Here is a 25,999-nt window from a genome sequence, read left to right on the forward strand (position 1 = left end):
GCGGTGGTGGTGGAATATCACCGTAATCTTCTGGCATATTTGGCGCTGGCACATAGCCGCCGTCGCCGCCAAAATCATCAAATGTTGGAGGTGGTGGGAACGAGGGACTGCTGGAGCCCCCACCGAAACTGGAACCACCGGATGAACCCGAACTGCTGGCACTGGTTCCAAATTTAGGTTTAGCACCAAACATGGCGCGCTTGCGATAGTCGTAGCGTGGACGATCTTCAAGCAAACCCAACTCCTGAGATTCGGACGGCAGATTCTTTGCCCCACGATCCAAGGATTCGCGGCGCGCACTTTCGGCCGCATACACTCGACGCTCCTTTTCATAGGATTCGTCCCAGCGTTTCTTAGCAGCCGCATCAGCCTGAGCTTCAGGGCCGTCTTCAGTCATAACAATCGATTTTTTGTTTTTCTTGTACTCTTCAAGCTGGCGGTCTTTCTGACGTTCCCACTGCTCTTCTTCTTCGAGGTAGGCACGCTCACCCTGCTGACGAGCCTGTTCAAAGCGATCCTGCGCTTTATGATGCTGAGCAAAACCCTTTAGACGAGCCTCTTCCGGGCCATCCCCCCAAGCGGAGGAAGCAACAAAACTAAGCAGAAGAAGTGAGGTCAGACGCCCTGAAGGTTTCATTCGTACTTCCGAGTCTATCAGGGCTCCCGCTTTTTTTTGAGCAAACAAAAAAGATGCTCGACCTTTGTCTGTTTTCTCAATAACGTACCAACTTGCCCCTAAGGAGTACTATGGACGCATTGCAGAGCATCGGAGTTTTCGCAGCACAGACCTTCTTGATCCTTTTTGCCGTTATTGCGGTGATTTTGGTCATCGCCCTGCTGGCTGCCAAGGCAAGTCATAAATCCGAAATCCAAATCGAACTTCTGCACAAGCGCTACAAGAACTTCCGCCATCTTCTGACAGCTCACACGGTCACCAAGTCCGAACGCAAAGAGCTCAAGAAAAAGTTGAAGGAAGAACGCAAAGCCCTTGAATCCAAATCCAGCGACGGCGACAAAAAGATTTTCGTTATCGACTTTGAAGGCGATGTGAAAGCCTCTGCCGTTGAAAACCTGCGCGAAGAAGTCACTGCGGTTTTGACCCTGGCCACCCCGTCTGACGAAGTTGTCGTACGCGTGGAAAGCCCCGGCGGTGTGGTTCATGGTTACGGCCTGGCGGCAAGCCAGCTTTTGCGCATCCGCGAAAAAGGCATTCCACTGACTGTCTGTGTGGATAAAGTGGCTGCCAGCGGTGGTTATCTGATGTCTGTGACTGCGAACAAAATCCTGTGCGCCCCGTTTGCCATTGTTGGCTCTATCGGCGTTGTAGCCCAACTTCCAAACCTGCACCGTCTTTTAAAAAAGCACGATGTGGACTACAAAGAATACACCGCTGGAGAGTTCAAGCGAACTGTGAGCCTTTTGGGTGAAATCACTGACAAGGGCGAAGAAAAGTTCAAACAACAGCTAGAAGACACGCATGTATTGTTCAAGAGCTTTGTCAGCCGCTTCCGCCCGCAGATGAATCTGGCTGAAGTAGCCACCGGCGAATACTGGTACGGCGAACAGGCCCTGACAAAACTGCTGGTTGATGAAATCTGCACCAGCGATGACTACCTTCTGACCCTTTCTGAAAAGCATCAGGTAGTTAAAGTAAAATTTGAACACCACGAAAGCTTCAGCGACAAGCTGACCGGCGTTCTGGGCAAAGCCTTGAAAAAAGGCGCCCTTTCTGCTGTGGAAGAACTTGAAACAAGACGCTTTCTTTAAGAGGACTTAAATAGTGGCTATTCAACCAATACTTGAAGTTAAGAATCTGGAAACCACCTTTCACACAAAGATGGGTCCGGTCCGTGCCGTTAACAATGTCAGCTATGACATCTATAAAGGTCAAACCCTGGGGATCGTGGGCGAATCCGGTTGCGGCAAGTCTGTCACCTCTTACTCCTTGATGCGTCTGATTGAAAGCCCCGGCAAGGTCACCGGCGGGCAGGTCCTGCTAAACGGCCGTGATATTTTGAAACTTTCTGAACCCGACATGGCCGAAGTTCGCGGTGGCGAAATGGCAATGATCTTTCAGGAGCCCATGACGGCCCTGAACCCCGTTTTGACCATTGGCTTCCAAATGGATGAACAAATCATGAAGCACAAAAAGTGCGGACCGAAAGAGTCCCGCGAACGTGCCATTGAAATGCTTCGCCTGGTGGGCATCCCTTCCCCGGAAGAACGCTACGAGGCTTACCCTCACCAGTTGTCCGGCGGTATGAGACAAAGAGCCATGATCGCCATGGCTCTTTCCTGCGACCCAACATTCCTGATTGCCGACGAACCCACCACGGCGCTGGACGTGACGATTCAAGCCCAGATCCTGGAATTGATACAAGGTCTGCAGGAAAAACTGAACATGACGGTTCAGTTCATCACCCACGACCTGGGTGTTATTTCTGAAATTTCGGACCGCGTGATGGTGATGTACGGTGGCCAGACTTGCGAACAAGCCGATACTTCCGAGCTGTTCCTGAATCCAAGCCATCCTTATACAGCAGCCCTGATCTCTTCACGCCCGAAATTTGGTGAACGCGTCAGTCGCTTGGCGACGATTGAAGGCTCCGTTCCGGCTCCATACGAATTGCCGAAGGGCTGTCCGTTTGTAAACCGCTGTTCTCGTGTGAAAAGCGAATGCGCCGGCACCAAGCCGCCTTTGGTAGAAATCAGACCGGGTCATAAAGTGGCCTGCTTCAACCCTCTTTAAGGTTCGGGAATAATAAAGATGAACGAAATCATTCTTGAAGCCAAAAATATCAAAAAGCACTTCCCTATCAAAAAGGGTCTGTTGTTGCGTGAAGTTGCCAGCGTTAAGGCCGTGGACGACGTTTCCCTGTTTGTACGCAAAGGTGAAACCCTGGGTCTGGTGGGCGAATCCGGATGCGGAAAATCCACTTTAGGCCGTACTCTGATCCGTCTTTACGAACCCACCGCCGGTGACATCAACTTTGATGGCCAGGACTTTCTGAAACTTAAAGGCGAAGCTTTGCGCAAAAAACGCAAAAACATGCAGATGATCTTCCAGGATCCATATGCGTCTTTGGATCCACGCATGACCGTGGGTCAGATCATCCGCCAGCCTATGGACATCCATAATGTCGGCACTGCTGAAGAGCGCACTCAGCGCGTTCTGGAACTGATTGAAGTGGTGGGTCTGCGCAAAGGTCACGTGAATCGCTATCCACACGAATTTTCCGGCGGCCAGCGCCAGCGTATTTCCATTGCTCGTGCCATTGCTTTAAATCCCGAACTGATCATCTGTGATGAACCGGTCAGTGCTTTGGACGTTTCCATTCAGGCGCAGATTCTGAATCTACTGAAAGACCTGCAGGAAAAGCTGAAACTGACTTATGTGTTTATCTCCCACGATCTTTCCGTGATCGAGCACACTTGTGACCGTATCGCCGTGATGTACCTGGGTAAGATTGTCGAAATCGCCCCGCGGGATGAACTTTTCAAAAATCCTCAGCACCCGTACACGCAGGCTCTGATCGGCGCGATCCCGCGCGTGGGTCATGGCAAAAAGAAAATGAAAAAGTCCCTGGGTGGCGAAGTGCCAAGCCCGATCAACCCGCCTTCCGGCTGTTCTTTCCATACAAGATGTCCGTACAAAATGGACATCTGTACACAAAAGACTCCGGTTCTGGAAGGCCAGGGCAACCATCAGAAAGCGTGCTGGCTTGAAGCCGCGCCGAAGATGCCGGTTTAGTTTTAAAACAAAGTTAATCAACAAGGAGAAAGTGATGTTGAAAAAGTTTGCGAAAGGTCTCTGCGTGGTTGCAGGTTTGGGCATGACTGTCCAGGCTGTGGCAGCTCCGTCCAACACCGAACTTAAAATCGGTATCTCTCAGGAATTCGAAACCATGAATCCGCTGATCATGTCCATGTCTGCTTCTGCTTACATGTACCGCATGGTGGGCCGTTCTTTGGTGGTTCTGACTCCTGAAGGCAAATGGGTCACTCAGCTTGCCAAAGAAATCCCATCTTTGGACAAAGGCACCGCGAAGATTATCGAAGAAGGCGGCAAAAAGAAGATTGTAGCCAACTGGGAAATCATCGAAAGCGCAAAATGGGGCGACGGCAAACCGGTTATCTGCCAGGACTTCATCACTTCCCACACCATCGCGACCAGCCCGACTGTGAGCGTGGGTGAAAAAGAACAGTGGACTCAGGTGGAAAAGATCGACATCGATCCTAAAAACCCAAAGAAGTGCACATTCAAATACGAAAAAGCCAAATGGGACTTCTTCACTCTGGCTCAGTTCTTCCCGGTGCCAACTCACCTGGAAAAACCTGTGTTTGACAAATACTCCAAGCAAAAAGAAGGCTACGAGAAGAACTCCAACTATGTTCGCAACCCGACCAATCCGGGCCTTTACAACGGTCCTTATGTGATCAGCGAAGTGAAATTGGGTTCTCACGTTGCTTTCGCAGCCAACCCGAACTTCTATGGCAAACAGCCGAACATCAAAAAAGTGATCGTGAAGCTGATCCCGAACACCGGGACTATGGAAGCCAATCTTCGTTCCGGCACAATCGACATGATTTCCACTTTGGGTCTGGACCTGGATCAGGCGCTGGCTTTCGAAAAGAAAAACAAGTCTGAGAACCTGCCTTACGTGGTTCACTTCGTTCCGTCAGTGACTTACGAGCACATTGATCTTCGTTTGGACAATCCAATCCTGAAAGATGTGAATGTTCGTAAAGCGTTGTTGTATTCCATCAACCGTGACGATCTGGTGAAAGCATTGTTCGAGAACAAACAACAAGTGGCTTTACACAACGTATCCCCGAAAGATCCTTGGTTCACTGCGGATCCAAAAGAGATCACGGTGTACCGTTACTCCAAGCGTGAAGCTGGAAAACTTCTGGATGCTGCTGGCTGGACAATGGGCAAAGACGGCTACCGTTATAAAGACGGCAAAAAACTTTCCATCGTCTTCCAGACAACTGCGGGCAATAAAACCCGTGAGCTGGTTCAGGTTTACCTGCAAAACCAATGGAAACAGGCTGGCATCGAAGTTCTGATCAAGAATGAACCGGCACGTGTGTTCTTCGGCGAAACAATGTCCAAGCGCAAGTTCGAAGGCATGGCTCTGTTTGCCTGGGTTTCTTCTCCGGAAAACAGCCCGCGCTCCACGGTCTATTCCAAAGCTATTCCTAACAACAGCAACGGCTGGTCCGGTCAGAACTATCACGGTTGGACAAATGCGACTGTTGATAAAAACCTGGAAGCTCTGGATCTGGAATTCAACGCAAAGAAACGCGCGGACCTGGTTCATGAAATCCTGAAGCTTTACACTGCGGAAGTTCCGGTTTTGCCGCTTTACTACCGCTCTGACATTTCTGTAACTCCGAAAAATCTGAAGGGTTACAAAATGGCTGGTCACCAGTTCTACGAGACAAACAACATCGAAGACTGGAACCTGAACTAGATCCCTGATTTTGGAGGACCCCTGTTATGACTACATTCATCACCCGCCGCATTTTGCAGACACTCGCAGTGATAGTGATCCTGTCCTACGTGTGTTTTTATCTGATGAGCTTAATGCCCGGTGACCCGGTGGACATGATGGTGGCCTCCAATCCCAAAATCACCGCTGAAGACGTGGCCCGTCTGAAGTCGTTGTACGGTTTGGACCAGCCGGTCTATAAACGTTACGCCAGCTGGATGGGCTCCATCCTTCAGGGTGATCTTGGTTACAGCCGCACCTATCGTGTTCCGGTTCAGGAACTGATGGGTCCTCGTCTGTGGAACACCTTCCTGCTTTCTGCAATTTCTTTGACCCTTTCCATTGCCATTGCCATTCCTCTGGGCGTGATCTCGGCGCTGAAGCCGGGAAGTCGAACAGACTATATAGTGAATCTGTTCTCGTTCGGGGGCATTTCCATCCCCTCTTTCTGGCTGGCGATCGTTTTGATCATTCTCTTTGCCGTGAAATTCCCCATCTTACCGGCCGGGGGCACACAAACCATCGGAGCTTCCGATTTGGGACTTTGGGCTGATATCAAAGACCGTTCCATTTATCTGATTCTTCCCGTCTTGAGTCTGTCCATTCAACAGATCGGACGTTTCTCTAGATTCACCCGTTCCACCATGCTCGAAGCCATGCGCAATGATTTCATCCGCACGGCAAGAGCCAAAGGCCTTTCCCGCAAAACAGTGATCTGGCAGCACGGCTTCCGTAATGCCCTGATCCCGCTGATCACGATCCTGGCTTTGAGCTTCTCGGGATTGTTCTCCGGCGCCATCCTGACTGAGACTGTTTTTGCTTATCAGGGCGTGGGCAAACTTGTTTACGACTCCATCATCGGTAATGACTACAACGTGGCCATGATCTCTTTCGTGATTTCCGTCAGCATGGTTTTGCTGATGAATCTGGTAGCGGACATCATGTACGGCTTTGCGGATCCTCGCATCTCTTACCAATAGGATCATAAAGTATGAGCGAAATGACCATGAACGAAATTGAAATCGATAACAACCAACTGTCTGCCAAGGACCGTGCCGAGCTTGAAAAAGCCCAGCCGATGTGGAAGATGATCCTGACACAGTTTGTGGATCACAAACTGGCTGTGGCTGGCGCTGTGATCATCAGCATCTTCCTGCTGGTGGCCATCTTTGCCGGCACTATCCAATCTGTGACAGGACTGGATCCGGATGCCCAAAATGTCGGAAACCGCTATCTTGCGCCAATGACAAAGGCCTCTGTCGGCCTGGACGTGCGCGAAACTGAAATTGAGCGCTTCATCACCGACAATCCTGAAGCGGCCGATGTTGTACAAAAAGCCCTGGTTGAAAAAGGCATTGTGGCAGTGGCGGAAGCCGACGCGATCTATGAACTGGGTGCTCAGGAAATCTCCAAAGCCCTGTCTGATCTGAAAAGCTTGAACATCGCGGAAACAGCGGGTCTGGTTTCCATGTTCAACAACTTTGAAACCTTCCACCTGTTCGGCACCGACGAACTGGGCCGTGATGTCTTTATCCGTCTGGTTTACGGCACCCGTGTTTCCATGGGCGTGGGTGTTCTGGTGGCTCTTGCTTCTGCACTGATTGGTCTTTTGATCGGCAGTGTCGCGGGTTTCTATGGTGGCATGATTGACACCTTCCTGATGCGCGTGACAGATGCTTTGCTGTCCCTGCCGCACATCCCGGTTCTGATTGTTATCGCCGCAATTGATCTTTCCAAGATCCCTTGGCTGAAAGCTATCATCAGCACGTCCAACGAAAGCATCTTCAAGATGATCATCATCCTGTGCCTGTTTTCGTGGATGTCGGTGGCTCGTCTGGTGCGCGGAAGTATTCTGTCCATTCGTGAACGCGAATTCGTACTGGCGGCAAAAACCCTGGGCGCGAAAGACAGCACAATCATCATCCGCCACATGTTCCCGAACGTGATTGCCCCGATGCTGGTAGCGATCACTCTGGGCGTGGGTGAATCCATCTTGTTTGAAGCGGCACTAAGCTTCCTGGGTCTGGGGATCATGCCTCCGACACCAAGCTGGGGTAACATGCTGAACAATGCTCAAGAGCTGATTTATCAGGCTCCGTTCCTGGCGGTTCTTCCGGGTCTGTTGATTTTCCTGACGACAGTCAGCTTCAACTATCTGGGTGACGGCCTTCAGGACGCCATCGATCCCAAAGCGATCCGCCGCTAGTTCTTACTGAGGGACCGTCATCCACGGTCCCTGCGCTCTTTTCTGATAAAATTCATCCAGAATCTTTCGACTTTTCTTTTGCAAGTCCGGCGCCAGCCATGATTCCACGGCGCGCTGGTATTCACTGGTCAATGCCAGTTTTTGTAAGACTTGATCTGCTTTGCGAACAACATCGCGGCCCCAGGGATTTTTTGTGCAAGCCAGATAAAACACCGCCGAAGGGTGGGATTCTTTCACAATACGGGTTATCAGGGGTTTTGCCGGAAATATTTTTTCATTATAGGCCCGCACCACCGCTTCGTATTCGATCATGTAATCAAAGCGCTTTTTTTCCAGCATCTTCAGCAGCGAAGTGTAACCTTCGGTCACGTTTTTCTTAAGCATCAGATGTTTATCCCTTGGGGATACGCCTTTCACCAAGCCATCAATCTCGGAACCGTATGATCGGTCCTTCACAAAAAGGCCGGTCCATTTTTTCTTTTTCATGACGTCCTTCAAAGAAACTTCTGCAGGCAGCTCTTCAAGCATTTTTGCATTCGCTGTCACCAGCACATATTCATGGGGCACTTGAAACGACAGAGCTGAAAAGTAAGCCAACTTTTCCCTTTCAGGAGTTATGAGTGCAGAGCCTGAGCAGATGTTTCTGCCGAGCTTCCACAAATCTATGGTCTTGGGCATATCCGCATACATGTCGGTGAACTGATAGTCTTTCAAGTTGTCTTCCAAGACCCGGCGCAAACGATCCACCCGTCCCATGTTGGCATTCGCACCTTCACGTATGTAGTAGGGCTCCCAATCAGTGACCGCCCAGGGAACGGTGGTTTTCTCAGCAACGACCGGGGTGCCTTGAGCCCAGCCCTGTGTCAGTACAAATGAAAGGATAATGGAGGCCAGAGGTATCACGGCGCCCTCCTCTGGTTTTAATTTACTCCCCTGAGCTGACGGTACCATATGTAATTTGACCCTTCTTCGTGTTCAGCAGGTGCCGACAAAAGACTGATCAAGGATGTAAAAAGGTAAGATTCACCGCCCTCAAAGCCCCCTTGGATTGGAGCAAGCCCGGCATGGATCTTGTTATAGGGGCCTATAGATAAATGGGGTTGATATGAAAACCGTATTCTCTTTCTTTGCCACTATTATGTTCTCGCTTTCAGCCATGCCACAAACTGCTGCAGAGCTGACTTGCCGCGCCCAGGCCAAAGAGATGGCTCTCCAGACCTACTCTTCCTGCATTACTGAAGCGCGCAACACGCAGGTTGAGGAAATCCGAAAAAATTATCAAAAAGAACTGTCTGATCTGAAGTCCAAGTACGACAAAGAGCTTAAGAAGATGGGTAATGGCAACGCTAAAAAGGCCGCCAAAGCCGCTCCGGTGGCTCGTGAAGTCCAGGCTCCTGTACCAACCAAGGGCATCGCAAAGCAGCTCCCAGGCAAAGCTCAGAGCTCTGAAGCCATCCCGGTACAAACCGTGACTGAAGGGACAAAAGTCGTTGCCGTTGGTTCAGAAGAAACCGACGGTCTTGAGAAAGAAGCTGCAGACGCTGATCAGGTCGAAATTATCGATATGCCAGTGGAATAACGCCAGACAAGCATTGATTTTCCTCCCAGACAGGTCTAAAAAGTGTACACTTTAAGAAATTTGGGAGGAACCCCATGGGTGAGTTTAGCCTTACGCACATTCTGCTTCTTGCAGTTATCTTTTTGATCTTCTTCGGTCCAAGCCGTCTGCCACAATTGGGTCAGTCCATGGGTAAAGCCATCCGTGGTTTCAAACAAGGCCTGAATGAAATCGACGTTGATGCCAAAGACATTCACGACAACCAACAGGTTTCCCATCAGAACAAACAATCTATGGGTCAAACTCAGAAACAAGGCGAAAACCAAAACTCCTAAGTTTTAGTTTTTTTGTTTCTCTTAAAAGCCTTCCTGGAGCTAAGCTTTACTTAGAACCATGAAGGCTTTTTTATTTTATTCCCGCTACAGTCTTGCTTATCTCTTTGCCCTGCTGGCTTTGCTTGGGGCTGCCTTGGGTGGCGCGTGGACTTTCCTGGGAGTCATCGGTCTTTTTGTGATCCACCCCATCTGGGATCATATTTTACGCACAAAGCACATCCCTGAAGTTCGCCCCAAAAGCCGCCTGCCTGAGGCCCTGCTGATTTTTGCACTTCCCTTCATGTCTGTGTTTCTGTTTACTGGAGTGATTCATTCTCTGGATGCCACTGCCTTGGAACTAACAGGACTGATTCTTTCTTTCGGCGCCTTCACCGGAGTTCTTGCCATCAACACCGCCCACGAACTTGCCCACCGTCGCGAAAAATCCATGCGCGGTCTTGGTGTGGGACTGTTGCTGCTGGCGAATTTCGCTCACTACGCCATCGAGCATGTGTATGGCCATCACAAGAATGTCGCAACTCCTGAAGATCCCGCCACCGCCCGCAAAAATGAATGGATTTACACCTATCACTTCCGCTCTTTCTTTGGGGGTCTTTGGGACGCCTTCAAGCTTGAAAACAAACGTCTGAACAACAAGCCCCTGTGGCACCGGGTTCGCCACCGCATTGTGTGGTATCTGCTTTTACAGGCATTGATGTGTCTTGCAGTATTTGGCCTTTACGGAAACGCGGCCCTTGTCTTCTGGCTGGGACAGGGGGTTGTGGGAGTGCTTCTGCTTCAGACTGCGGACTATATCGAGCACTATGGTTTGGTGCGCACCAAAAAAGAAGACGGCTTTTATGAAGGCACCAAAGCCCCGCATTCGTGGGACAGCTATCAGGCCGTCACAAACTACACTCTGATCAATCTGGGGTACCATTCGCATCATCATCTGAAAGCAACCCTGCCGTTCACCGAACTGCAAGAGCAACCGGGAGCACTGAAACTTCCCCATGGTTATTCAGCCATGGCACTGCTGGCTTTTGCGCCGCCTTTGTATTTTAAGAAAATGAATCCACTGATTTCTCAACATCAGAAATAATGCTGATCGCCCCGGCTTGAAGATAAGCTTTGGCACGATCCAGATCATTCACCGTCCAGAGCGCCACCGGAATGCCACGCTCTTTATAAGCGCGCACCTCGTTCGGCGTCACAAAGCGATAATCCAGATTCAATGCGTTCACCCCCACATAAGGGGCCAGCCAAAGTTTTTTAAGATAAACTTTATTTTCAGGATCGTTTTCACCGGTCGCAAGCAAAGCCCGCGGCACTTGCGGCAAAAGTCGGCTTAAGCGCCAGATGGAAATGGGATTAAAACTTGAAAACATCACGTCTTTTTCGCGATGATACTTTTTCACCAGTTCAGCCACACGTTTTTCAAGTCGAGAATCAAAAACTGAGTTGCTCTTGATTTCAATATTTATTGAGGCAGGAATGTCTTTGGATGCCAGCACTTCTTCCAGGGTGCAGGCGCCGGCCCATGATTTCAGATCTGCCGCAGCCACCTCAGTCACGCGCAGATCTTTTTGTGCGATACGCTTCAAGTCCCCGTCATGAAACACCACCGGAACTTCATCCTGGGACAGACGCACATCCAGCTCGAACATCTGAAACCCCATCTCTCGGGCTTTCACAAACGACGAATAAGAATTTTCCTGAGCGCCCGCCTTCCAGAAACCACGGTGTGCCTGCCATGATGCGGGCTTCACACCTTCGACAGGCCAGCTTTGCGCCTTCCAGGTTTTATGGCGATAAAACAAGAGCCCCGAAACTGCCAGCACCACCACCAGAAAAATCATTAGCGCCGCGCCTTATCTTCAACAAACTGCGGAAGCTCACGCGTGCCTTGAATCTGCCAGCGACGCTGGATCTTGCCGTCCTTCACCTGCACGTGGCCTTTTAAGCGGGCATCCTCATTCCAGGACCCCTCTGTGCTCAGCTTCCCGGTGCGCGAGGCCTGAGCCTGGAACCCCTTCCAGGAAAACTCTTTGGAACTCTTTGCACCCAACTGGCCAGTTAAACCTGTCAGATTTAAAACGCCCTCACGCCACCACGAGTTCAAAGTCACCGGACGCAGTACTTCAGCCGTTGGAGAATTTGGCGACACTTTCATCGACTGCACCTGGGCGTTCAGCAGAACCTCCCCTTTGCTCCAGTCAAAGGAAGCACGGGTTTTCCCCAAGGCCACACCTTCGACGTCCATGGAATTCAGTCGCAAAAGCCCTTTTAAAGACTGCACTTTGCCTTCGGCAAAACGCAGATCCCCGTCCAGACTCATCAGGCCGATTTCACCACCGTTGGTCATCAGCTTTTGCACTGGCAGCGCCAGCTGCAATTCATCGATATGAGTTTTCACCGCCACGGCTTTAAAATCACGGTCCGCGCGCAAGCTCAGATCACCGACAAAGACACCCCCACGGGGCTCCACTCGTTTGATCTGGAAACTCCACTGGTCCTGATCCAAGGCGATATCACCGACCATGCTTTCAATCACCTGAAGCTCACGCTGGCCTTTATTGGAAAAGACAAATTCAAGACCGGCATGTTCGCCGCTCATGCGCATCTTCTGATCTGACACGATTTCTGCGCGTCCCGTGAAACTGCCCAGATGCCCCAGAATACTGGTTTGTTTGGTGCGATTTAAAAGCACCAGCAGTTTTTCGATATCCAGCTTTTTCACATCGACGTGGATCGGCTCGTATTTCAAAGGCTCAATGGAAGCGATATTGATTTTATCAACATGCATTTCACCCAGATCACCTTCCATGCGCAGATCACGAATCTCCAGCGGCAAAGAGCGAATTTCATCCACCGGGCCCTCCATACGCGCCTTGGAAGACATCCACACCTGACGACCGTTCAGGTCCCGCGACGCCAGTTGATATTTCTGCAGGATCGCCAGAATCTGACTAAGTGGAATGTGCTTCAGGTCGGTTTCCACCGCCAGCAACTGATCACCCAGAGTGTAATTGGCAATCACACTATAGTGCCCTTCACGCCAGTTCCCGAAGAAATGCGCCTGCACGGCGGCCTCGGGGGATTCTTTGTACTGCAAATACAGATTCGCGTGAGACAGATAATCCCCGACCTGACTGTCTTTCATCAGATGGGTTTTTGCGGTGACTTCAATAATTTTTGGTTCAAAGGATTTTACCTTTACGGCAAAGTTCATCAGCTCGGTGGAGTACTGCGGATGCTTGGCAGAAGTAATTTTCAAAGTGCGAACCGAAACACCACGCACATCGTTGCGGTATTTCTGACTTTGTTCGGAAGGCGAAAGCATCACAGCCGGTCGTGGCTGGCTGGCCGGGATCTGTTCCGGATCCGTCGGGTCACAGTCTTTGAAGTCGTCTCGCAGGGTCAGATTCACACTGTTGGCTTCCACCACGCGCACCGGGGCTTTGCCCTGAATCAAATTCAGGAAAGACAACGGCAGGCGAAGCTCATCAATCTCCATCACGGGCGCAGCCCAGCAGGTCTGCGCAGACTCCATGCGCACATTGGTGATGATCACGGCAAAGCGTGGCAGAATGCCGTTGCTCAGACTGACATAGGCGGAACCAAAGCTGACTTTGACGTCTTTATGAATGTGACTTGCGGCTTTTTCAATTCGCGCTGCCAGCCGTGACGGCGACAGCAGGGATTTCGTGGTGTAACCAAGAAGAAACGCCAGAATCAGACCGGTCAGAAGAATGGTCATTCCAGGTTGTTCAGCTATGAGATGTCGGTCTGAGAGGCGTCTGCGCGAGTCCATGACCTATTCTCACAGAGAAGGTCATGGACCGACAAGAAAATTACTTATACTCGAAAGAGATGATTTCGAACTCTTTGTCGCCTTTAGGGCTTTGTACTGTCACGGTGTCAGAGTCTTTTTTACCGATCAGCGCACGCGCCAAAGGAGACAGGATGGAAATCATGCCCTTTTTCACGTCTGCTTCATCCACACCAACGATCTGGTACTGGAAGGATTCTTCGGACTCAGTGTCTACGATCTTCACAAACGCACCGAAAACGATACGGTCTGCTTTGATTTGAGAAGTATCAATAACATCCGCACCAGCCAGTTTGCCTTGAATTTCAGCAATACGACCTTCAATCATAGCCTGGCGCTCTTTAGCAGCTTCATATTCAGCGTTCTCAGAAATATCGCCCTGAGCACGAGCTTCCTCGATCGCCAAAATTACGGACGGTCTTTCTTCCAACAGAAGCTTTTTCAACTCTGCATCCAGCAGCGCTTTTCCGCGGATGGTCATAGGAAGTTTATCAGGTGTAGCAATAGCCATTTCAGCTCCAGTGTTAGAAGGACATTTGTTTTACAGGATTCCGGCGGGCTTTTCAATGCACTTATGACGCTTAGCAGTACTAAGGGTTCAGAAGTATCCTTTTCAGATGCGGGGCATTACAATTGATCCATGGGCGCCAAGAAAAAGACCGAAATCATCTGCCGTTGCAATAACGTGAGTCGAGAGACCATTGAGCAGGCCATTAAAAACGGCGCCACCACCCTGAATGACATCTTCGATACAACGTCGGCCGGGGTTGGACCTTGCGGGGGCTCTTGCCGCCGTAAACTGGGCCCTCTTTTGGATTATTATCTAAAAAACGGGACATTCCCCGATAAGATCACCGAAGACCTTACCGGAAAAGCCCCGGTGCCCCCGAAAAAGGATTAGGCCGACTTTTTACCCAATCTGAAATCGATGATTTTTTGAACTTCAGGACGACAGGTCCCGCAATTGGTACTGGCATTGGTCTGACGACTGACTACCTCTGTGGAATGAGCTCCCGCAATAATCGCCTGATCCACAGTGTGCGCCGAAACGGAGCGGCAATGGCAAAGCTCTTCTTCGCAATATGGGAAAGCCCATTCCCCACGCAAACGCAGAATCATTTCACGCAACAGCAGGCTTGAGTGATCCTGAGCCTCTGGTACAGGCCACTTCTTAAGGTCCGCACCAAAGTTTTTGCGCATGGTCTGCATCATATCCATAAACTGGGAACACCCCATGATCGAAACCTTTTCCACCGCGCCGGGAGCCTGGGTGTTGTCACCCTGGCATTGCACTTCAATAAAATCACGGCCTTCAAGCTCTACTTTGATCTTCATAATAAGTTCTCATTTTAGTGTAAAATCCCAGTTTGCCCAAGACCAGTTGTGCTGTTAATCAAACCCACCTTGGTCTTGTCGAAAGCAGTCCCAACTGCAAGAATAAGACATGGTGAAAAACGAACATGTCGAGCTGATCCCCATCTTTGACGACAACTATGTCTTCGTATTGATCGACGAAGCCACAAAAAAGGCCGTTGTTGTGGATCCGGGCGATGCGGGCCCGGTCACCGAGTTCCTGCGCGAAAGAAAGCTCGACCTAACAGCCATTTTACTGACTCATCATCACTCGGATCACATTGGCGGAGTCACTGCACTTAAGAGCACCTTCGGCTGTCCGGCGTACGCCCCTGAAAAAAACCAGAAGCAGATCCCCCAGGCAGATCACTGGCTGAAAGAGGGCGACCTGCTGAAACTGTCCCCTTGGGAATTCACCATTCTGGAGCTTCCCGGTCACACTCTGGGGCATATCGCTTACTGGGATACTCAGCACAAATGGCTTTTTTCCGGTGACGTAATTTTTGGACTGGGTTGCGGACGATTGTTTGAAGGCAGTCACGAACAGGCCTATACAAGTCTTCAGCGGATCAAAAAGCTTCCGCCGCAAACGCTGATTTACTGCACGCATGAATACACCGAACGCAATCTGGATTTCTGCCGGATTCTGACAATTCAGGACAACACCCCGATCACCGGCGATTCCGAGGCGCTGGAACTTTACGCCAACGAACTTTCCAATCGCCGGGAACTGGGGCGCCCCAGCGTTCCCCTGAAGCTTTCCATTGAAGAAAGCACAAACCCCTTCTTGCTGGCCAAAGACGTTGAACAGTTCAGATACCTGCGCGAGCTGCGCAACCGTCAGTGATCAATCCGTCTTGGTTGGCAGCGTTCCCATATTGGCGATGTATTTGCGACGAAAGGCAAAGATGTTTTCCACATCTTTCCTGACGAAACGATTTGCCACCAGCCATCCCAAAAAGCCCATCGGCATACGGTAGCGAACCCGGTCCACCAACAAAGTCCCGCCACAGAACGGACGGAATTCATGCGTGTGATGCCACAGCCGGTACGGACCTTTCAACTGATTGTCGACGAACTTAAAAGGCGGCTGCCATTCATCGATTTCGGTTTTCCATTTGGCCGGAACGCCGTGAATTTTCAGACGATAATCGATCAAGGTCCCCTGACCGATTTCCGGCGTCGACATTTTCTCGATCAAAAAATTCAGCGTGGGCGGCGTGATGCGCTCCAGATTGTGGGCATCCTTGAAAAACGGAAACAGCTTTTCCGGAGGTGCCGGGACAAACTGCTCAGCCACGAAAATCTCTTCCCCCATCTTAAATGGCAGACAGATTTCGTTCAGCGCCTCCAGCAGGTTTTCATAATGAAACTTGTATCCCAAGCGCTGCGCCTTGTCCGGGACCATGCGAGCCGAGGCCACCAAGGACTTCGCCAGCTCACCAAATAAAACATTCAAAGCAAAAAGAGGTACAGCCGGCCCCAGACGAGTCCCCAAAGCCTGCACCAGCGTTTCAGAGAACTCCCGATTGGTGACTGGATGCGGAGCCCCCGCATTCAGCGCGCCTTCCACATCGTGATGCTCGAGAGCAAACAGATACAGACCGACAATATCCTGCAAATGAATCCAGCTCATCCACTGCTTGCCGTCGCCAAGAACCCCGCCGACACCGCTGCGGAACGGGAAAAGCATCTGATCCAATGCCCCGCCCTGCCTTGCCAGCACAATCCCGGTACGAACAAAGACCGACCGACCCGGCGCCTTGGCTGCCTCAGCCTCCCATTCTTTGCAAACGTTGGCCAGGAAATCATCCCCATGCGCAGACTCTTCAGTCAGTGGTGTGTCGCTTTGATCCCCATAAATTCCCATCGCAGAAGAGGAGATGAAACATTTCAAGCCTTCGGGCAGACTTTGTACCAAATGGCGCGTGCCAATGACCCGGGACTGATAAATGCGCTTTTTCTTTTCCTCGCTCCAGCGTTCGCCTGCAATGGATTCACCCATCAGATTGAAAACGACCTCAACACCGGCCAGACGTGAATCATGCAGGGGGTTTGTGTTCAAGTCCCCTTCGATGATTTCACAGGGAAAAGGCAGCTGTTCGCGGGCCTTGGCCTGATCACGACTGACGACATAAAGGTCATGGCCTTTTTCCGCCAGAACCTTTCCCAACTCCCGTCCGATCAATCCGGTCGCTCCGGTCATCAGAATTCGCATGACTGCCTCCTACTTTTTTAGAACCTTGGTGAATGCCTGTAAACAGCGACCGCGGGCTTCGTTGTGATCCACCATAGGCTCTGGATATTCATCCGTTCCATACTCTGGAACCCATTTTTGCACATATTTGCCATCCGGATCAAACTTCTCAAACTGAGTTTGCGGGTTGAAGATTCTAAAATACGGAGCCGCATCACAGCCCGATCCCGCCGCCCACTGCCAGTTGCCATTGTTGGCTGATAAATCATAATCCAAAAGTTTTTTGGCAAAGTAACGCTCGCCCTCATACCAATGAATCAAAAGGTGCTTGCACAGGAAACTCGCCACCACCATGCGCACGCGGTTGTGCATATATCCAGTGGCATTCAGTTCACGCATGCCTGCATCCACCAGGGGGTACCCGGTTCGTCCTTCGCACCACTTCTGAAAATCCGCCTTGGATGTACGCCAGGCGATTTTATCGTATTCGGGACGGAAACTTTGCTTTTCCACCTGGGGAAAATGCCACAAGATCTGCATAAAGAAATCACGCCAGATAAGCTCACTCAACCAAACGGGTGAATACTTTTTAGCTTCGCGCGCCAGTTCCCGCACGCTCAAAGTCCCAAAGCGCAAATGCAGCCCCAGATGGGATGTGCCCTTTTCGTTGGCCGGAAAGTCCCGCGTCGCCTGATAGGTCTTCAGCATTTTAGTGGACAGATCCATGGGTGGGAACTCGATCTGACTGCGCTCAAAGCCCAGACTTTTCAATGTCGGCATCGCCTCTGTTTTTTTGACTTTGGCATAACTGCTTTCATACAGATCATTGGGATACGACTTCAGATAAAACGGAGTCAGGTTTGCCAATACCTTGTTTTTGTAAGGCGTATACACCGTGTAGGGTTTTCGCGCATCGGTCAGGATCTCATCTTTTTCAAACAGGCACTGGTCCTTGAAAGTCAGAAACTCAACGCCCTCTTGCGCCGCCCAGGCCGCCACCTTTTCATCCCGTTTGCGGGCCGCCGGCTCATAGTCATGATTGGTGTAAATGGCTTCAATTTCCATCTCCGCTGACAGATCCTTAAGAATCTCCAATGGCTTGCCATGACGAACCAACAGATCGGATTTTTTGGTTTTCAACTGCTGTTTAAGATCCTGAATCTGGTCATAAATGAACGTCACCCGCGCATCCGCCGGGTCGTCGAGCTTTTCCAGGATTTCAGAATCAAAGATAAACAGCGGCAACACCGCAGAGCGTTCTTTAAGGGCGTGATACAGCCCCGCATTATCATCTAGACGGAGATCGCGGCGGAACCAAAAAACTGTGACTTTTGACATAGGAATAAAAGTTTAACATTTCGACTACTTAAGGTAAATTGGGATTCTATGGACGAAAAAAAGTCTGCCAAAAAACATACAAAAAAGATCGAGAAGATCAAATCCTCGGTCTTTTCGCGCAGTCTTTCACTAGCCAAATTGACCATCCAAGCAGGTGCTTCCATCGCCCAGCACGGGGTCACCACCGCCTTAAAATCCAAAGAATCCAAAGAGGAAACCTGGAAGCAGCTTTTGCAAAACCAGGCCCAAAACATCAGTGCCGAACTGGGGGAGCTGAAAGGCAGCCTGATGAAGGCCGGCCAAATGCTATCCATGTATGGCGAACATTTTTTGCCGCCAGAGGCCAATGATCTGCTGAAATCCCTGCAGCACGACTCCCCACCTCTTTCCTGGGAGGCGATCGAGCCGACTTTGAAAAAGCAACTGCCACCGGAAAAGCTGGAGCTTTTGGAAATTGAAAAAGAGGCCCTGGCATCGGCTTCGATGGGGCAGGTTCACCGTGCGCGCATCAAAGCCACCGGCGAAAGCATTGTGCTCAAGATTCAGTACCCGAATGTGGATCGCGCCATCGACAGCGATCTTCGCGCGATCAAGACGCTTCTGGGGACCCTGAAGCTTCTGCCTAAAGATTTCAACATGGATCCGATATTTGCCGAGGTCCGTGAAATGCTGGTGCAGGAAACTGACTATGAGCTGGAAGCAAGCCTCACCGAAGACTTCCACAACCGCCTAGCTGGTGACAGCCGCTTTGTGGTTCCGAAAGTCCTTCGAGAGTTTTCAGGCCCCCGTATTCTGGCCACCACATTTGAAAGAGGCTTGCGCGCTGATGATTCCCTGATTCAAAGCCTGCCGCAGGAAAGACGCAATCGTCTGGCGCTGAATTTCCTGGATCTTTACTTCAAAGAGATTTTCGAATGGGGCGTCGTTCAGACCGACCCCCATGCCGGCAATTACCGCATTCGTATCGATCCACAGGGGCGTGACCAGCTGGTTCTGTTTGATTTCGGAGCCACCCGTTCTTACGATCTGGACTTCCTGACGCCGTATCGCCGCATGGTCAAGGGTTCGCTGTTCAATGACCGGGATCTTTTCTTAAAGGCCGCCATGGACTTAAGGTTCGTCCACGACAATGACAATCCGGTCCTTAAGCAGGTCTTTGAAGAGTTCTGCTTTGAAACGGTCGAACCCTTCATTGAATACAACGATCCCCGCAACAACCAGGGGCAGATTGCTGCCGATGGCACTTACGACTGGAAAAACACCACACTGCCCCAGCGTCTTTCCAAGAAGGTGTTTCAGATTATCCGAGGCTTCCACTTCCGCACACCACCGCGCGAGATCATCTTCCTGGATCGCAAGACCGGTGGGGTCTTTATCTTCCTGGCAGTCCTGCGCGCCAAAGTGCGCGGACGGGATTTGTTACTGAAATACATTGAAAGGATCTCTTAAATGAGATTTCTGACTGTTCTGATTCTGTTTTTGGCAGCCTCTGCTTTTGCCAAAGAAATGCCCTCCACTGCTGAATTCAAACGTCTGCCGACCGTGAGTTTAAACAAAAGCGACATCAAAAATCTGGAGGATCTTCAAGGCAAAGTTGTGTTGGTGGACTTCTGGGCTTCGTGGTGTGAGCCCTGTAAAGCCGCCCTTCCTCACTATAACAGCCTTTACAAAAAGTACCGCAATCAGGGGCTGGTGGTGCTTGGGGTGAACGAGGATGAAGAGGCTGCGGAGCGTGATGCCTTTTTAAAGACCGTAAAGCTTGATTTCCCGCTGTTTCATGATCAAGGACGTCTGGTACTGGAGGACTTTAAAGTTCTCGCTCTGCCAACGCTTTATGTCTTTGATAAAAAGTTAAAGCCTGTGGTTTTTTATCGTGGTTACGACGAAAAAAACTCACAGGCTTTGGAAAAGAAAATTCAGGAACTTTTAAAGCAGTAAATTATCTCTGGCTAAGCTTGGTCTCTGCCGGTGCCAGCCAGATATCCACGATTTTGCCTTTTTTGATCTTTTTGCCGTCTTTATACCAGAAGTCGGCGCGCTCGCGGGCCTCTGCATAAGCACCAATCGGACTCACCACTCCTTTTTCATAGTTCAGCGAGATCTTGGTCACTTTCGTGTGCAGCGCGATCATCTCCTCTTTCTGGGAAATGCCATCACCATTTTTATCCTGCCACATCACCAGTTTTTTGAAATCCTTGTCACGGTGATCAATCACGCCATCCTTGTTGGAATCAAAGGCTCTTAGGACCTCAAATCCATTCACTTCAGAAGCGTTATCACCGAACAACTCATCCTTCTGGTCGATCTTGCCGGACTTGTCGCGATCCAAAGCCACGAACCAGCCTGGAGCATTTGCTTCCGGCCAGTGAGTCTTGCCGACCGGATTCAGCGGGAAGTCACTCATGTTGTTGAAGTTTGGTCTTTGATCATCAAAGAAGACCATCAAAGGTGACCAGTAACCACCGCAGAAGCCCGTTTCACCCGGGAAGGACACGTTGATGTCCACCACGGATTTGTCGGCAGATACGGAGATACCGCCGAAGGAGGCTGTGATGGCTCCGGATTTCCCCATGAAGTCACCACACTTGCGTGTCGGAGTGTAAGACGAATAGCCGTATTGTCCGTAAATAGCCTGGTTCCCAGAGCAGTCCACTTCCTGGTTGAAACTGGAGGATTTCAGGGACACGTCCCCTTTTTCCGGGATCAGGACCTGACCTGAAGAATCCACACTGACTGATGTTGGAATTTTGGTTTTCATCACCACGGCATTTCCGAATAACGCGGCCGTGCCTGAAGCCCCTGTCACGACAAATTTATCCTGCGCCATCGGAGCTGGATTTGCCGTTGTCATTCCGGACTTCAGCACCAGATCACTAGGATACTTCACCGAGAAGGTATAGTCTTTACCACCAAGCACCAGAGTGAAGTTCGCTGTCACAATCGCTGAAGCAGCCAAAGGATTCGTCACCCCACGAAGGTTCGTTGGGAAGCACGAGTTATTCAGCCTAACTGTGACCACATCTTTGGCCGCTCGACTGACCATGCCGGATGCTGGAGCTGCCGTTACGGTCTCTCCGGAGCTGGCACTGTTCACAGACATCGGGAAGTCTTTGTCTTCAGCCTGAGCCGCGCCAGAGACCAACATCCCCGCGACTACGATCATTTTGAATTTATTGTTCCCCATAATTTCCCCCAAAAACGGACTACAGACCTGCCGTCTGCGTTGTCTTAACTTTCTTTACTTTAAAATAAATCATTCGTTTCAGAATCGAATCGCGACGAAGGCTTAACTGCTCGACACGATCGGCAAGCAAAACCGGCGTTCCCCAACGCCCTTCTGAATAATTCACCTTGTACAGTCTCGCCATGCGCTGTGTGCTGCCGGTTTCTTTCATTTCTTCCAAATAGTATTTAATCAAATGGACAGCCCGAAGACGGATCAAACTTTGACCACCGCCAATGGAAGGCGCACGACGCAGGAACAAGTCTGCGGAAGCAAGAGTCTCACCGGTTTCCGGATGGTCCATATTCACATACTGACTGATGTTGGAGTCTGAAACCGTGCTGATTCCATGAACTGTTCCAACATAGACCGGACTTCGCGGTGCCACCTGCATATTCGGCACTCCATTAACAAGCGGACGCAGTCTGGCTGGTGTATCCAGCATGACCGTGCGACCACTGTTCCATAGAGCAGGTCTTTGCGACGCCACCTTATCGTTATAGTTCAAACCTTTGAAAGTTAGACTTGCAGCCACGTTAAAGTCATCCGGCGCAGGACCGACCTCATATGCAAAAACAGGATCGTAAACCAGGACACCACCTGCCGCCGCATCCTGTGTCATGATCACAAAGTCCTTCCGGCCGGTCAGAGACAGCGTAGCCTCCCGCTCCAGACCATTTTTAATCGCGTTAGCCGGCACATCGGGATAATAGTCAAAGAACATTTTCCCGGCGTCATCCTTTACGGTCAGATTATTATAGGAAGGATCCACGTTATTGAAGTCACTGAACAGAATGCGCTCTGCCAGCTTGGTATCAATGGAGTCTTCCAGCTCTTTGGTCAGCTTCATCTGATCTTTGCTGACAGTCAGCTGCGTCGTTACCACGACACTTGTCAGGATGGCGACCAAACCGACCCCAATGACCAACTCAACTGCTGTTAAACCGTGATTATTTAAATTCTTCATTTTGCACTCACCACGAAATGATAGTCTTTAAAGGCCTCACCCTTTTCTATCCACGACTTGTGGGTCACTCGCAACGTCACTTTATAAAGTCCGCGGAATTCCGGATAAGGCTGAATCACATAGCCATAGGTGCCCTGGCAGGTATCACACTCCTTGCGCAAAGCCACTTTACCGTTATCCCATGCCATTGGCAGCGTATCCGGATTCAACAATTCAGACACACTTCGATTGGAATCATAGGTGATCTGGTAATTTTCAACACCAGATTTGATATTCTCCGCAATATCCGTAACCTGCTTGTCAGTCGAAGAAAGCAGGATCGTGCTTTTGGTGGTGTTTCGCAAAGAAACCATTCCCCCCACAAAGGTCAATCCCACCATCGTGATCAAACCAAAGCCCACAATGGCTTCAACAATGGTCTGACCTTTATTGTTTCGAATTACGTTCTGCATTTTCATTAGATACCTCCCTCACGGGATTGTTCCACAACGAAGAAGCGAACCAGTCGACGCTTACATGTGGTGTTCGACGCCATGGTTCCTGCCGCGATACCACAGTCCGGATCCACCGCTGTCCACTGGAATGGATCTGCTTTGGCCCGAAGACTGATCGTATTACAACTCATGCGGTCAGCAACGGCCTTAATTGATGGAATCGGATGCCAGATCGGTTCGTTGCTGGTTGAGTTACAATCGGCACCGCTGAACGAGTGCAGTATTCGTGGATTTCCCGCCGCACGCAATTCACGTGTGGCTTGAGGATGGTACACACTGCTCCAATTGATACCGGCTTTAATCGCCGTCGGATCAATTTTCATTCGCCCCACAATAAAGGTACCTATGATTCTCAAAGGCGTGCTTCTGGCTTCAATGTGAAGTTCATCACAAGTCATAAAACCCGTCACAAACGTGGAGCTTGCCTTGATCACACACTTACCGACGATGGAACGAACCTGGAAGGTTGCATTGGCCTGAGTCATATTGTCGAACTCAAACGTCGCCAATGCCGGGTCCGCCTTCATATCTTTGCTGCTGTCGGCACCCGCAAAGTTCCAGGATGTACGGGCCGTCGGAGCAAAACTCACGTCCCAACCAGCACCACCGAAGGAAGCCGACGTCATTGTTCCGTAAGCTTTAGCACATTCGGTCATCATTGTCTCAAGGTCGTTATCTTCTGCCAGTTGAACTGCAGAACCACCTTTAGGCACACGAGAAATGCTGGACGGGAAGTTCAATTCAGTCTTACTGCCGTTAAAGGTCATGTTGATGTAGCCCATCAACTTGCCATTCTCATTCTTAGGGTCAATCGGATTACTCTTATAATAAGTACTGTCATAAGCCTGAACCCCGATAAATGGCTCAGAATAGTTTCCGTTCTTGTCGATCATGTTCTGCACATTTTTCGCAGTCACTTCCAGATTCAATTTGTCAAAGTAGTAAGCGTTGGAAGCCTTGGAAACCTGCACCGTAATTTTTGGCGGATTGGCCTTTTGCAGCTCATAAGTATTCAATGCGGTTTTGTCGGTATCCAGTTGTTTGGAAGCCAGATTGACCACAGAAGACTGCGCCGGAATTTTATTATTGTTCAAATCACTGATCAGCTTTTTCAAATCACTGATAGCTCTTTCAAGTTCGGCAACAAGCTTTTCATCGCGATAGTCGATTTTGGTTCCGCCGCCAGTGGAAGACCCTGAGCCGGAGCCCGTGCCTGTATCCGCAACTCCAGAATCTTCGACTTTTTCTTCAGTTTCCAAAGTTTTTTCGATTGTTTTGGTCCCAGATCCACTACCAGTACCAGTACCAGTGCCAGTTCCTGTGCCTGTACCAGAGCCAGTGCTGCCACCAGCAAGACTGCCTTTAACTGGCTTTTCCATTTCTGCAGCCAAGTCAGCTTCTTTGTCCTTCAGATCTGAACGATACGCTGAAAGCGACTTGGTCAAATCAGCTTCGGACTTGACCGCTGCATCATAGGTAGCCTGTGAGGATTTAACTTTGCTTCTCAATGTCGCTTCAAGAGCGGCAGATCCCACTTCCGGAGTGAACGTCACCGTTCCCGAGCGCGGCAACTGAGCCTCCACTGTACGATCACCGACGGCCAGAAGAATCTTCACGACAGCATCATTATAGTCGTTGGAATCAACAACCACCTTACCATTGCCCCAATTGGATTTATCAATGGTCAGTGCGTTACTTTGACGGCTGAAATAGTTCCAATTGGAAAGATACAGACGATAATCAGCTTCGTTATAGCGTTCATCAATCATACGAGCACCCAGCTCAGACTTATAAACGCTGGTTTTATCGGCCTGTTTGGTACTCATGTCCTGACACTTCGCCATCAGGGTTTTATCCACGTTAATGCTTTTGGTTTTATCAGCAAGATAGACGAGGCCTGCATCTAGACCCCCGTCATTTTCAACCCCTTTAAGGAAGCCACCAAAAGTGCGTACGTCAGCCCAGAACCGGTCGCCCATCTGGCCGGAGCTTCTTGGCGAAAACTTCCCTTTGGAAGTCATAATATCACCGTTACCCATGTACACGCGGTCTGCAAACGTCACACCCGCATAATTGATTGAGTCCGGGGAAGCATCATCTCCCGCTTCATCCGTCGGCAGATAAATATTGCGATTTACAAACACGGGGCTTTGGAAAACTAGACCGGAGCTTCCTGCCATTTCTTTACGGCTCGTAAACTTGTGTAAAGCCACGTCACCGGCATTCATTGGCGAATCCCAGGAGCGATCCATGTACAGATCCTGCGGCACTAACAAGGCAAATGAGCCCACCTCACGCGGGTAAATAACGATCTGGGATTTCAGGCTCAGCTCTTTGTTGCCCACTTTGATGGGATTTATATTGCCCAATGAATCCACCAGATCCACACGGGAATCGACATAAACTTCTCGACCCGCTTTAGGCAGGTTGATACTTTCATTGCGAGTCAAGGTCACACGAATAGCGGCAACTTTAACAACATCACCGTTTTCATTGCGAACTGTTTTCAAGCTCTCCAGAACCGGGAACAATGGATGTGTTGTTGTCGCCTTGCCAACCTCCAGCAAACGCACAATAGTCTTCAAACGAATTTTATTCTGTGTTAGCGCATTGGATTCAAGCGGACCGACGTTTTTGCCGTCACCCACCAACTGACGAATAAAGTTTTCCTGCTCAGTAGACATGATCAAGCGCTCCACGCTACCGGTGTGCGCCAGATTACACTCAGCCCCCAGGTCATTCATCAACAAGTTGTCATTGGAAAAACAGTACTTCTGACGGACCCCGAAGATCACATAGTCCATAGCACTGTTCAAAGCAAATCGCAGGTTTACGACGTTGGAGGTCTTACTGACCTGCTGCCTTTGCCCGATCACGTAATTCGTTAGAAAGTAAAACGACGTGCTCATCACCGCGGTGGCCGCGAGGATTTGCAGCAAGATATTACCTTTGGTGTTACGTACCGAATTCAGCATATAAATGGTTCCTTATTTTCTAGGCCCGTACCTTTATCGGTAATTAT

25 protein-coding genes are annotated in these 25,999 nt (G+C 50.2%); 13 read left to right on the plus strand and 12 right to left on the minus strand.

The genetic code is table 11. The features are described 5' to 3' along the window. Window positions 1–637 (minus strand): hypothetical protein (locus ACNQKP_RS08310; protein ID WP_417864101.1); only part of this gene is annotated, 637 nt, incomplete at its 3' end. A gap of 110 nt (window positions 638–747) precedes the next feature. Here ACNQKP_RS08310 and sohB point away from each other — a divergent pair. Genes sohB through ACNQKP_RS08340 form a run of 6 tightly spaced genes read left to right on the plus strand, consistent with a single transcriptional unit; the run spans window position 748 to window position 7,701 of the window. Beyond that, window positions 748–1,767 carry a protease SohB gene (sohB, locus tag ACNQKP_RS08315; protein WP_417864103.1) on the plus strand — a complete coding sequence of 340 codons (1,020 nt, stop codon included), beginning with the start codon at window positions 748–750 and terminating at the stop codon, window positions 1,765–1,767. A gap of 13 nt (window positions 1,768–1,780) precedes the next feature. Further along, a complete protein-coding gene (locus tag ACNQKP_RS08320) occupies window positions 1,781–2,749 on the plus strand; it encodes an ABC transporter ATP-binding protein (RefSeq protein WP_417864105.1) in 969 nt (322 codons plus the stop codon). Between the two features lie 18 nt (window positions 2,750–2,767). Continuing rightward, on the plus strand, window positions 2,768–3,751 hold the full coding sequence (locus ACNQKP_RS08325) for an ABC transporter ATP-binding protein (protein WP_417864107.1): 984 nt from the start codon (window positions 2,768–2,770) through the stop codon (window positions 3,749–3,751). 34 nt (window positions 3,752–3,785) lie between these two features. Further along, a complete protein-coding gene (locus tag ACNQKP_RS08330) occupies window positions 3,786–5,477 on the plus strand; it encodes a peptide ABC transporter substrate-binding protein (RefSeq protein ID WP_417864108.1) in 1,692 nt (563 codons plus the stop codon). 26 nt (window positions 5,478–5,503) lie between these two features. Continuing rightward, window positions 5,504–6,475 (plus strand): ABC transporter permease, encoded by a 972-nt coding sequence (locus ACNQKP_RS08335; RefSeq protein ID WP_374033217.1) that lies wholly within the window; start codon window positions 5,504–5,506, stop codon window positions 6,473–6,475. 11 nt (window positions 6,476–6,486) lie between these two features. Continuing rightward, on the plus strand, window positions 6,487–7,701 hold the full coding sequence (locus ACNQKP_RS08340; protein WP_417864110.1) for an ABC transporter permease: 1,215 nt from the start codon (window positions 6,487–6,489) through the stop codon (window positions 7,699–7,701). Between the two features lie 3 nt (window positions 7,702–7,704). On the opposite strand, the gene ACNQKP_RS08345 is transcribed toward ACNQKP_RS08340, so the two are convergent. After that, on the minus strand, window positions 7,705–8,604 hold the full coding sequence (locus ACNQKP_RS08345; protein WP_417864112.1) for a TIGR02285 family protein: 900 nt from the start codon (window positions 8,602–8,604) through the stop codon (window positions 7,705–7,707). 202 nt (window positions 8,605–8,806) lie between these two features. Here ACNQKP_RS08345 and ACNQKP_RS08350 point away from each other — a divergent pair, with 202 nt between their 5' ends. The 3 genes from ACNQKP_RS08350 to ACNQKP_RS08360 all read left to right on the plus strand — a co-directional run bounded on the left by ACNQKP_RS08350 (window position 8,807) and on the right by ACNQKP_RS08360 (window position 10,675). Next, a complete protein-coding gene (locus tag ACNQKP_RS08350; RefSeq protein ID WP_088565088.1) occupies window positions 8,807–9,280 on the plus strand; it encodes a hypothetical protein in 474 nt (157 codons plus the stop codon). Window positions 9,281–9,354: 74 nt separating this feature from the next. Next, window positions 9,355–9,594, plus strand: a complete 240-nt coding sequence (locus ACNQKP_RS08355) for a Sec-independent protein translocase subunit TatA/TatB (RefSeq protein ID WP_011164633.1) — start codon at window positions 9,355–9,357, stop codon at window positions 9,592–9,594. A gap of 58 nt (window positions 9,595–9,652) precedes the next feature. Then, window positions 9,653–10,675, plus strand: coding sequence for an alkane 1-monooxygenase (locus ACNQKP_RS08360; protein WP_417864113.1), 1,023 nt, complete (start codon window positions 9,653–9,655; stop codon window positions 10,673–10,675). On the opposite strand, the gene ACNQKP_RS08365 is transcribed toward ACNQKP_RS08360, so the two are convergent. From ACNQKP_RS08365 to greA, 3 genes are all read right to left on the minus strand, one after another. Continuing rightward, on the minus strand, window positions 10,635–11,432 hold the full coding sequence (locus tag ACNQKP_RS08365) for a glycerophosphodiester phosphodiesterase (RefSeq protein ID WP_417864114.1): 798 nt from the start codon (window positions 11,430–11,432) through the stop codon (window positions 10,635–10,637). The two genes, ACNQKP_RS08360 and ACNQKP_RS08365, sit on opposite strands and share 41 nt — an antisense overlap. Further along, a complete protein-coding gene (locus tag ACNQKP_RS08370; RefSeq protein ID WP_417864116.1) occupies window positions 11,432–13,333 on the minus strand; it encodes a hypothetical protein in 1,902 nt (633 codons plus the stop codon). Before ACNQKP_RS08370 ends, ACNQKP_RS08365 begins: the two co-directional genes overlap by 1 nt. Window positions 13,334–13,427: 94 nt before the next feature. After that, entirely contained in the window at window positions 13,428–13,916 is a 489-nt protein-coding gene (greA, locus tag ACNQKP_RS08375; protein ID WP_417864118.1) for a transcription elongation factor GreA, read from the minus strand. 129 nt (window positions 13,917–14,045) lie between these two features. Between greA and ACNQKP_RS08380 the strand changes: the two genes are divergently transcribed. Then, a complete protein-coding gene (locus tag ACNQKP_RS08380) occupies window positions 14,046–14,306 on the plus strand; it encodes a (2Fe-2S)-binding protein (RefSeq protein ID WP_417864119.1) in 261 nt (86 codons plus the stop codon). Here ACNQKP_RS08380 and ACNQKP_RS08385 read toward each other — a convergent pair. Continuing rightward, window positions 14,303–14,740 carry a (2Fe-2S)-binding protein gene (locus ACNQKP_RS08385; RefSeq protein ID WP_417864121.1) on the minus strand — a complete coding sequence of 146 codons (438 nt, stop codon included), beginning with the start codon at window positions 14,738–14,740 and terminating at the stop codon, window positions 14,303–14,305. The two genes, ACNQKP_RS08380 and ACNQKP_RS08385, sit on opposite strands and share 4 nt — an antisense overlap. Window positions 14,741–14,849: 109 nt before the next feature. On the opposite strand from ACNQKP_RS08385, the gene gloB reads away from it, so the two are divergent. Next, window positions 14,850–15,605 carry a hydroxyacylglutathione hydrolase gene (gene gloB / locus ACNQKP_RS08390; protein WP_417864122.1) on the plus strand — a complete coding sequence of 252 codons (756 nt, stop codon included), beginning with the start codon at window positions 14,850–14,852 and terminating at the stop codon, window positions 15,603–15,605. Here gloB and ACNQKP_RS08395 read toward each other — a convergent pair whose 3' ends face one another. Beyond that, window positions 15,606–16,976, minus strand: a complete 1,371-nt coding sequence (locus ACNQKP_RS08395) for a TIGR01777 family oxidoreductase (protein ID WP_417864123.1) — start codon at window positions 16,974–16,976, stop codon at window positions 15,606–15,608. A gap of 9 nt (window positions 16,977–16,985) precedes the next feature. Then, window positions 16,986–18,293, minus strand: a complete 1,308-nt coding sequence (locus ACNQKP_RS08400; protein ID WP_417864125.1) for a cryptochrome/photolyase family protein — start codon at window positions 18,291–18,293, stop codon at window positions 16,986–16,988. Window positions 18,294–18,341: 48 nt separating this feature from the next. Here ACNQKP_RS08400 and ACNQKP_RS08405 point away from each other — a divergent pair, with 48 nt between their 5' ends. Next, the gene (locus ACNQKP_RS08405; RefSeq protein ID WP_417864127.1) at window positions 18,342–19,742 is read left to right on the plus strand and encodes an ABC1 kinase family protein; all 1,401 of its coding nucleotides are present in this window, start codon (window positions 18,342–18,344) and stop codon (window positions 19,740–19,742) included. Continuing rightward, on the plus strand, window positions 19,743–20,231 hold the full coding sequence (locus ACNQKP_RS08410; RefSeq protein ID WP_417864128.1) for a TlpA family protein disulfide reductase: 489 nt from the start codon (window positions 19,743–19,745) through the stop codon (window positions 20,229–20,231). A 1-nt stretch (window position 20,232) separates the two neighbouring features. Here ACNQKP_RS08410 and ACNQKP_RS08415 read toward each other — a convergent pair whose 3' ends face one another. Genes ACNQKP_RS08415 through ACNQKP_RS08430 form a run of 4 tightly spaced genes read right to left on the minus strand, consistent with a single transcriptional unit; the run spans window position 20,233 to window position 25,952 of the window. Continuing rightward, window positions 20,233–21,477, minus strand: coding sequence for an EF-hand domain-containing protein (locus ACNQKP_RS08415; protein WP_417864129.1), 1,245 nt, complete (start codon window positions 21,475–21,477; stop codon window positions 20,233–20,235). Window positions 21,478–21,496: 19 nt separating this feature from the next. Further along, a complete protein-coding gene (locus tag ACNQKP_RS08420) occupies window positions 21,497–22,483 on the minus strand; it encodes a hypothetical protein (RefSeq protein WP_417864130.1) in 987 nt (328 codons plus the stop codon). Beyond that, window positions 22,480–22,941 carry a hypothetical protein gene (locus ACNQKP_RS08425; RefSeq protein WP_417864131.1) on the minus strand — a complete coding sequence of 154 codons (462 nt, stop codon included), beginning with the start codon at window positions 22,939–22,941 and terminating at the stop codon, window positions 22,480–22,482. The genes ACNQKP_RS08420 and ACNQKP_RS08425 overlap by 4 nt, the downstream gene beginning before the upstream one ends. Then, complete coding sequence (locus ACNQKP_RS08430; protein ID WP_417864133.1) at window positions 22,941–25,952, minus strand: hypothetical protein; 3,012 nt, start codon at window positions 25,950–25,952, stop codon at window positions 22,941–22,943. Before ACNQKP_RS08430 ends, ACNQKP_RS08425 begins: the two co-directional genes overlap by 1 nt. Between the last annotated feature and the right edge of the window lie 47 nt (window positions 25,953–25,999).

Origin of the sequence: Bdellovibrio bacteriovorus (genome assembly GCF_048286975.1) — a bacterium.
GTDB lineage: Bacteria > Bdellovibrionota > Bdellovibrionia > Bdellovibrionales > Bdellovibrionaceae > Bdellovibrio > Bdellovibrio bacteriovorus_H.